Source organism: Chitinophaga sp. (assembly GCF_036566945.1).
GTDB lineage: Bacteria > Bacteroidota > Bacteroidia > Chitinophagales > Chitinophagaceae > Chitinophaga.
The window spans coordinates 1-9,082 of record NZ_DATCVJ010000330.1 but is presented as its reverse complement, the minus strand read 5'-3'; the positions used below and the strand labels follow the sequence as shown (position 1 = coordinate 9,082).

Sequence of the window (9,082 nt, the reverse complement as noted above, 5' to 3'; positions counted from 1 at the left end):
GGTATTCTTACTGTCTAAACTGGGTCTCAGCTGGCAGTTGCAGGTAGCCACCATGATCATCCCTACGCTTATCTATGGTTATCTCTTTTTGAAACTTGATTTCCCTGTTACAGAAAGGGTAGCATCCGGCGTTTCTTCCGCCCAGATGTACAAATCAGTTTTAAGTCCCCTGTTCATCGTAATGTTTATCCTGATGTTTGGCACCGCCATCACAGAGCTTTTCACCGGACAGTGGATTGAAGTATTGTTAAAAAATGTAACGGAAAATTCTATCCTCATCCTGGCATTAACAGCAGGCGTGCAAACATTGGGCAGAGGAGTAGCTGGTCCTGTGGTACATAAAATATCCCCGACCGGCGTTTTACTTTTTTCGGCGATTTTTTCCGCTTTGGGCTTATATTTACTTTCCCATGTATCTGGTAACATGATCTTTGTAGCCGCCGTTATCTTCGGTATGGGTGTTACTTATTTCTGGCCAACTATGCTGGGTTTTGTATCAGAAAACATACCTCAGTCAGGCGCATTAGGTATGAACCTGATGGGCGGCGCCGGTATGTTTGCCGTATCTGTATACATGTATTTCATGGGCGGTTTTTATGATAGTATCATTGTAAAACAACTCCCTGCCGGTGCTTCACTGGATGCTTACCGTTCTGCAGTACCAGGCAGCGCAGAGGCCACTGCCTTTAGTCAGGCCACCGCAGTAGCCGGACCGGAAATCATCAATGCCACACTCATCATTCCTGTAATGCTGATCGTAGCTTTTGCAGGACTTTTCCTTTTTATGCGCAGCCGCAAAAAAGTAGAAAAAGTACAGGTTCAAACAGTATAACTTATAAACGATAATTAATTGTAGATATGACACGGAAACTAAGAATGGGAATGATAGGAGGCGGTAAAGATGCCTTCATTGGTGCAATTCACCGTATTGCCGCCAATATGGACGGACTGATTGAGCTGGTGGCCGGTGCCCTCAGCATCAATAACGACGTTGCAGTGGAATCTGGTAAGATGCTGTTCCTCGATCCGGAACGCACCTACCTCGATTTCAAAACCATGCTGGAAAACGAAGCGAAAATGCCGGCAGACAAACGTTTGGACTTTGTGACCATCGTAACGCCTAACTTCGCCCACTTCCAACCAGCCATGATGGCACTCGATCTTGGTTTCAACGTAGTTATAGAAAAACCCATCACTTTCTCACTCGATGAGGCTAAACAATTACAGGCAAAAGTAGAAGCTACCGGCTTAACACTGTTGCTCACGCATACCTATACCGGCTATCCAATGGTAAAACAAGCCAGGCAGATGGTAAAAGACGGTGCACTCGGCAAGATCCGCAAAGTATGGGTAGAATACCCGCAAGGCTGGCTCAGCAAACTGAGTGAAAGAGAAGGTAATGCACAGGCAGCCTGGAGAACAGATCCTACCAAATCAGGCAAAAGCGGCTGTATGGGCGATATCGGTACCCATGCGGCTAACCTGGCAGAATATATCAGCGGCGCTAAAATTGAAAAATTATGTGCCGACCTGAACATCATGGTACCAGGTCGTGCGCTGGATGACGACGGCGCTGTATTGCTCCGCTTCGACAATGGCGCTGCCGGTGTGCTGATGGCATCACAGGTAGCTGCCGGTGAAGAAAATGCGCTGAAAATCCGCGTATACGGAGAAAAAGGCGGCCTCGAATGGGCACAGCACGAACCAAATACCCTCCTGGTAAAATGGCTGGATAAACCTACTGAAATTTACCGCGCAGGTGGTGGCTACTCTTTCCAGTCCAGCTACATGACTCATAATACCCGCACACCAGGCGGCCATCCGGAAGGATACCTGGAAGCATTCGGTAACCTGTATCGCAACTTCGCACAAACTTTAGCAGCTAAAATTGATGGTGTACAACCATCTCCGGAATCCCTGGATTTCCCGGGTACAGCAGAAGGCGTGCGCGGTATGGCATTCATCGACAACGTAGTTCGTTCTTCTCAGAGCGATGCTAAATGGACTAATTTCGAGATATAGTATTTCATCACTAGAACGAGCGTATGAAAACGATAAAAGGACCTGGTATTTTTCTGGCGCAATTCATGGGAGATGAAGCGCCTTTCAATAGTCTGAAATCTATCTGTGAGTGGGCTGCCTCCATTGGCTTCAAAGGAGTGCAGATCCCCAGCTGGGATACCCGCCTGATAGACCTGCAGAAGGCAGCGGAAAGCAAAACCTATGCAGATGAAATCAAAGGCATCGTGAATGCAGCAGGACTGGAAATCACAGAACTGAGCACACACCTGCAGGGACAGCTGGTAGCGGTAAATCCGGCATTCTCTGAAATGTTCGACGGATTTGCGCCTCCTCAATATCACAATAACATTAACGCACGTACGGAGTGGGCCGTTAACCAGCTGAAATATGCGGCTAAAGCCAGCCGTAACCTGGGCCTCAATGTTCACGCTACTTTCAGCGGTGCATTGTTGTGGGCGCCTGCCATGTATCCATGGCCACAGCGTCCGGCCGGATTGGTGGAAACAGGTTTTGCTGAACTGGCAAAACGCTGGCTGCCTATCCTCAATGAATTTGATGCCAACGGCGTAGACGTTTGTTATGAAATTCATCCGGGAGAAGACCTGCACGATGGTATTACCTTTGAACGTTTCCTGGAAGCCACCGGCAACCACACACGTGCCAACCTGTTGTACGATCCGAGTCATCTGCTGCTGCAATGCCTCGACTACCTGGCATATATCGACATCTATCACGAAAGAATCAAAGCATTCCACGTAAAAGATGCGGAATTCAATCCTACCGGCCGTTCCGGCGTGTATGGCGGATACCAGTCCTGGATTGATCGCCCGGGCCGTTTCCGTTCCCTCGGCGATGGACAGGTAGACTTTAAATCCATCTTCAGTAAAATGGCGCAATACGATTATGCCGGTTGGGCCGTTATGGAGTGGGAATGTTGTATCAAACATCCGGAAGATGGTGCTAAAGAAGGTGCACCATTTATCAAGGATCATATTATCCGTGTTACCGAAAAGGCATTTGATGACTTTGCAGGCGCCGGTACTGATGATGCTTTCAATAAAAGAATATTAGGCATTTAATTAATTATCCACTGATCGTTTAGTAAACAATAACCAAATAAAAAAAATCAAGAAATGAGAAAGAGATATCTGGCGCCGCTTGTATTAAGTGTTTTATTCTTTGCAGCATGCGGAGGAGGTGAAAAAAAACAAGAGAATGCTGATAGCGCAACCACGCATGAAAGCGCGCCGGCAGCAGATAATTCTATGGTGTCGCCAAATGCAGACAAACCTGTTAGCAAAGGCGAAACCCTGATGTCACAGAGCGATTGCAAAACCTGTCATAAAGAAGAAATGAAAGTGGTAGGACCCGCACTGAAAGACATTGCAGGTAAATATCCTAACACACCGGAAAATGTAGACAAACTGGCCGACAAAGTCATCAAAGGCGGTTCAGGTAACTGGGGTGAAGTAGCTATGCTGCCACATCCACAGGTATCTAAAGAGGATGCGAAAGAAATGGTAAGCTATATCTTATCATTATCTACCGGCAAATAATTGTTATCCTAACATAAACTCAATCATCTGGAATGAAAAAATTAATCCTGGGGGCATTCATGGTCAGCGCTATACTCGGCGCTTCCTCCCTGAAAGCCCAGCAATTAAATACCCTGTCAGCCAAGGAAAAGAAACAAGGATGGGTGTTGCTGTTCGATGGTACTTCTACCAAAGGCTGGCATACTTATCTGAAGACTACCGCCAGCCCTGCATGGGGCGTATCAGATGGCGCAATTGCCCTGGATCAGGCTGCGAAAAAGAATGGCGCACCGGGTGGTGATCTCGTTACAGACGCAGAATATGAAAACTATGAACTGAGCTACGAATGGAAAATTTCCGAAGGTGGCAACAGCGGTCTTATTTTCAGCGTTCATGAAGATCCTTCTTTAAGCCAGACTTATCTCTCTGGTCCTGAAATGCAGGTAATCGATGATGCAGGCCATCCTGATGGCAAAAACCCAAAACACAATGCGGGTGAATTGTACGACCTGATCAAAGCGACCAACAGACCGGTTAAACCTGTTGGTCAATGGAATACCGCCAAATTATCCAAGAAAGATGGTCACCTGACCCTCTGGCTCAATGGCGTGAAAACTGCAGAAACTACGATGGGTACGCCTGAATGGGATGCACTGGTAGCTAAAAGCAAATTCCACGACTGGAAAGAGTTCGGCAAATATCCAAAAGGTCATATTGCCCTGCAGGACCATGGTGATGATGTTTGGTATCGTAATATCAAAATAAGAGTTCTTTAAAATAAGCTTAGAACAGAAAGCAAAAAGCAGAAAGCCACTGTAGCGGAAGTGAACGGATATTAAGTTTTCGCTGATATCTCCGCTACAGTAACTTTCTGCTTTTTGCTTTCTGCTTTAAGCCATTCTTCATTTATTCCCACGTAAAAAATAAGATGAAAGCATTAACCGCGTTTATTACACTCTTGCTCCTCGCCGGCACTATTTCTGTGCAGGCAAAGCACAAACACAAAACAAAAAGAGTACTCGTATTTTCCAAAACAAAAGGCTTTCGCCACGACTGCATTCCCGCTGCCAAATTAGCGATCATGCAACTGGGTAAAGACAATGGCTTCGAGGTAGACACTACCGAAGATGCCAGCGCATTTACCGCCGCGAACCTGAAAAAATATGCAGCAGTTATTTTCAGCTGCACCACCGGCGATGTACTTGACGACGCACAACAGACAGCGTTTGAAAATTACATCCACAAAGGCGGCGCCTGGATGGGTATCCACGCAGCAACAGATACGGAATACGACTGGCCATGGTACAACAAACTGGCAGGTGCCTGGTTCCTGAGTCATCCTAATCAGCAAACAGCCACGCTGAAAGTAGTGGATCATAATCATCCTGCTACCAAAGAGCTGCCTGATGAATGGATCCGTAAAGATGAATGGTACAATTTCAAAGACCTCAACCCCGATGTACATGTGCTGATCAAAATTGATGAAAGCAGCTACACCGGCGGCAAAAACGGCGATAACCACCCCATGTGCTGGTATCACGATTTTGAAGGAGGACGTGCCTTCTACACTGAAATGGGACATATCAAAGAATCATACCAGGATCCCGTATATCTGAAACATTTGCTGGGTGGCATTGAATATGCTATCGGCAACTGGAAACCCAAAAACTAATCTGCTATAATGAAACATACCATCAAACTTATTTTGCTGCTGGCCCTCGTAGGCATGGCAGCCTGTAAAAAATCACGTCCCGGCAAACCGAAAGTACTCGTGTTTACTAAAACAGCCGGATTTCACCACGCCTCTATTCCTGCCGGCATTGCCGCCGTACAGAAACTGGGTACCGAAAACGGATTTGAGGTAGATACCACCACCGATGCCAACAAATTCAATGAAGATACCCTTCAGAACTACTCTGCGGTAATCTTCCTGAGCACCACCGGTGATGTACTGAACAACTACCAGGAAGCAGACTTTGAAAGATATATCCAGGCAGGTGGCGGTTACGTAGGTATCCACGCCGCAGCCGATACAGAATACGAATGGGGCTGGTATAACCACCTCGCCGGCGCATGGTTCCAGAGCCATCCTCCGGGCGTTCACAAAGCTATAGTTGACGTCATTGTAAAATCATTCCCCGCTACGGAAGGTCTCCCTGAAAAATGGGAACATACCGATGAGTGGTATAACTACAAAAACGTAGACACCACCACCACCGTGCTGATGAAATTAGATGAGAAATCATACCAGGGTGGTACCATGGGTGGCAATCATCCCATCAGCTGGTATCATGATTACGACGGTGGCCGCGCGTTCTACACAGGACTCGGACACACCGAAGAATCCTATACAGACAGCTTATTCCTGAAACATATCGCGGGTGGTATCAAATACGCCATCGGTAAAAACCAGGTACTGGATTACAGCCTGGCTAAAACGCTGCGTGTACCGGAAGAAGATCGCTTCACTAAAAATGTACTGGTATCCGGTGAGTTCTTCGAACCAACAGAAATGGCGATACTGCCTAACCTGGACATCCTGGTGGCACAACGCCGTGGTGAACTGATGATTTATAACAACGCTGAAAAGAAACTGTCACAGGCAGGCTTCCTGAAAGTATATCATCATACCGATACGCCTAACGTAAATGCTGAAGAAGGATTCCTCGGCCTTGCCGCTGACCCCGACTTTAAAAATAACCACTACATCTATGCGATGTATTCCCCGATAGATACTTCCGTGAATCGTTTGTCACGTTTCAAATTTGAAAACAACAAACTGGATATGTCTTCCGAAAAAGTAGTACTCGAGTTCTACTCCCAACGCAATATCTGCTGCCATACCGGTGGCTCCATTGCATTTGGACCAGGCGGACTGCTGTACTTATCTACCGGCGACAACACCACACCGTTTGATGAACCCGGACAGAAATATGTAAGCAAAGGTTATGGCCCTACCGATGACCGTCCAGGTCACCTGCAGTACGATGACCGTCGCGGTTCTGCCAACACCAATGATCTGCGCGGAAAAATCCTGCGTATCAAAGTACAGGCAGATGGTTCTTACACCATCCCGGATGGTAACCTGTTCCCTAAAGGCACCAAAGGTACCCGTCCTGAAATTTATGCTATGGGTACACGTAACCCGTATCGTATGTCTGTAGATCAGAAAACAGGCTATGTATATTGGGGAGAAGTAGGACCCGATGCGAATAACGATGACTCTACCCGCGGACCAAGAGGATATGATGAAGTAAATCAGGCCAAGAAGCCCGGTTTCTTCGGTTATCCGATGTTCATTGCCAACAACAAACCATACCGTCAATACAATTACGAAACCGGCGAAAGCGGCCCTTATTTCGATCCGCTGAAACCGATCAACGATTCCCGTAACAATACCGGTCTGAAAGAATTGCCGCCGGCAACCTCCGCTTTCATCTGGTATCCTTACGCTAAATCAGACGAGTTCCCGATTGTAGGTAGCGGTGGCCGTAATGCAGAAGCAGGCCCGGTTTATTACAGCGAATTCTATCCGAAAGAAACCCGTTTCCCGGATTACTATAATGATAAACTGTTTATCTACGACTGGATCCGCGGCTGGATCATGGCCGTGACCATGGATAAAAACGGCGATTTCTCCAAAATGGAAAGATTCATGCCTAATACCAAGCTGAATGCACCGATCGATATGGAAATGGGTCCTGATGGTCGTATGTATATCCTGGAATACGGTAATGGATGGTTCAGCAAAAATGCAGATGCAGGCCTCTCCCGGATCGATTTTAATGGTGGTAACCGTGCACCGGTAGCCAATATCCACGCCAACCGTTTAACCGGCGGATTGCCCTTTAAAGTAACCGTAAGCGCAGAAGGTTCTGTTGACCCGGATGGCGACAAAATCACCTATCTCTGGAATTTCGGTAATGGCTCCAAAAAAGAAACTACGGAACCAACCGTTGAATTCACCTACACTACACCCGGCGAATACCAGGTATTTGTAGAAGTAGCAGATGATAAAGGCGCAAAAACAAAAAGCAAATCCATCGACGTATACGCAGGTAATGAAACCCCTGACGTAAAAATTGCCATCAGCGGCAACCAGATGTTCTACTTCCCAGGTAAACCGGTACAGTATACCGTGAATATCAGCGATAAGGAAGATGGTAATTCAGCCGATGGTAAACTCGATGCCAACAACATTTTTGTAAAGGCAGATTATATTCAGGGTCGAGATAAGGCCGCACAGCCACAAGGCCACCAGATCATTACCGGCGCCATTGCAGGTAAAAATATCATGGAAGTATCTGACTGTAAAACCTGTCATAAACCGGATGAAAAATCTATCGGTCCTTCTTTCAAACAGGTGGCAGAAAAGTATAAAAGCGATCCTGCTGCACCGGAAATGCTGGCTAAAAAGATCATCAGCGGTGGTGGTGGCGTATGGGGAGAAACAGCCATGGCTGCTCACCCTGGCCTCTCTGTAGGGGAAGCAAAACAACTGGTAGAATACATTTATTCTATTGGTGGTAACACACCGAAAGTAGTGTCCCTGCCAGTTTCTGGTACGGTAAGTCCTACCATGGGTGGTGAAGCCAAAGATAACGGCGTATTATACCTGCTCGCCAGCTACACCGATAAAGGTGGTCCCGGCATTAAGCCGATCACTGGTACTACGCAAACAGAGCTGGTCAGCCCTGTGATCTCTGCCGCTGACTACAGCAAAGCAGATGGCGTATCTACCTTCTCTATAGATGGTAAAAAGTTCCTCATACCTTCCAACTCAGAAGGTTGGGTAGTGTATAACAAACTGGATCTTACCGATGTGAAAGGAATAGAACTGTTGTACATGGTACAGGCAACACCTGAACAGGGTTATACGGTGGAAGCATTCCTGGATGATGCCAGCGGTACCCGTTTAGGAGAAGTAACCATTGGCCCTGGCGCATTGCCTAATGCACCTAACAAAGTGAGCTTCAATTTCACACCAGTAGCAGACGGCAAGAAACATAATCTGTATCTTAAACTGAAAGCAACAGATGCTTCACAAAAAGTACAGTTAGGTATATTGTCGCTTACACTGCACCCGTGATTTAGGCGGAAAGCGTAAGGCATAAAGCAAAAAGCCATTGAGGCGAATGAACAAAGCGGATATTATTTCTTCGCTCTATTCATTCGCCTCAATGGCTTTTTGCTTTATGCCTTACGCTTTCTGCTTAGTTTCCGTCCCACCAAACGCGATCACTTCCTGTCACTTTCTGATCAGGCTGCGGATTGGTCAGTAGTTCATTAGCCGGGTAAGGCCATCTGCGCGGAATACTTTTTACTATTTCATCCTGGTAAGGCTTCAATAGTGGATAACCAGTGCGTCTCCAGTCGTTGTATGTTTCGGGAGACAGGAAACCGGCCACATATTTCTCTGTGATGATCTGCGCAAGCGCATTCGTAGCGGTCAATGCCGGTCTTGAATTGATATAGGTTTGCTGTGCGGCATCAGGAATACCCAGCATAGTCATATGCGCTGCAAT

At 46.8% G+C, this 9,082-nt stretch carries 8 protein-coding genes; 7 read left to right on the top strand and 1 reads right to left on the bottom strand.

What is annotated here, in order from left to right; all coding sequences use genetic code 11:
* The 7 genes from VIP81_RS09755 to VIP81_RS09725 form a co-directional block, all read left to right on the top strand.
* A partial coding sequence (locus VIP81_RS09755; protein ID WP_414649328.1) for an MFS transporter occupies positions 1-832 on the top strand: 832 nt, incomplete at its 5' end.
* A gap of 26 nt (positions 833-858) precedes the next feature.
* Complete coding sequence (locus tag VIP81_RS09750; protein ID WP_331959151.1) at positions 859-2,022, top strand: Gfo/Idh/MocA family oxidoreductase; 1,164 nt, start codon at positions 859-861, stop codon at positions 2,020-2,022.
* 23 nt (positions 2,023-2,045) lie between these two features.
* Entirely contained in the window at positions 2,046-3,101 is a 1,056-nt protein-coding gene (locus VIP81_RS09745) for a sugar phosphate isomerase/epimerase (RefSeq protein WP_331959148.1), read from the top strand.
* Positions 3,102-3,155: 54 nt separating this feature from the next.
* Positions 3,156-3,578 (top strand): c-type cytochrome, encoded by a 423-nt coding sequence (locus VIP81_RS09740; protein ID WP_331959145.1) that lies wholly within the window; start codon positions 3,156-3,158, stop codon positions 3,576-3,578.
* 32 nt (positions 3,579-3,610) lie between these two features.
* A complete protein-coding gene (locus VIP81_RS09735) occupies positions 3,611-4,333 on the top strand; it encodes a DUF1080 domain-containing protein (protein WP_331959142.1) in 723 nt (240 codons plus the stop codon).
* Positions 4,334-4,485: 152 nt separating this feature from the next.
* Positions 4,486-5,229, top strand: coding sequence for a ThuA domain-containing protein (locus tag VIP81_RS09730; protein WP_331959138.1), 744 nt, complete (start codon positions 4,486-4,488; stop codon positions 5,227-5,229).
* Between the two features lie 9 nt (positions 5,230-5,238).
* Complete coding sequence (locus VIP81_RS09725) at positions 5,239-8,646, top strand: ThuA domain-containing protein (protein WP_331959135.1); 3,408 nt, start codon at positions 5,239-5,241, stop codon at positions 8,644-8,646.
* Positions 8,647-8,770: 124 nt separating this feature from the next.
* Here the strand turns inward: VIP81_RS09725 and VIP81_RS09720 are convergent.
* On the bottom strand, positions 8,771-9,082 hold a 312-nt coding region (locus VIP81_RS09720), incomplete at its 5' end, for a SusD/RagB family nutrient-binding outer membrane lipoprotein (protein ID WP_331959132.1).

Bases quoted from the DNA above. Each gene is read 5' to 3' on its own strand.
- VIP81_RS09740 (WP_331959145.1), top strand. From the start codon at position 3,156: ATGAGAAAGAGATATCTGGCGCCGCTTGTATTAAGTGTTTTATTCTTT.
- VIP81_RS09735 (WP_331959142.1), top strand. From the start codon at position 3,611: ATGAAAAAATTAATCCTGGGGGCATTCATGGTCAGCGCTATACTCGGC.
- VIP81_RS09730 (WP_331959138.1), top strand. From the start codon at position 4,486: ATGAAAGCATTAACCGCGTTTATTACACTCTTGCTCCTCGCCGGCACT.
- VIP81_RS09745 (WP_331959148.1), top strand. From the start codon at position 2,046: ATGAAAACGATAAAAGGACCTGGTATTTTTCTGGCGCAATTCATGGGA.
- VIP81_RS09750 (WP_331959151.1), top strand. From the start codon at position 859: ATGACACGGAAACTAAGAATGGGAATGATAGGAGGCGGTAAAGATGCC.
- VIP81_RS09725 (WP_331959135.1), top strand. From the start codon at position 5,239: ATGAAACATACCATCAAACTTATTTTGCTGCTGGCCCTCGTAGGCATG.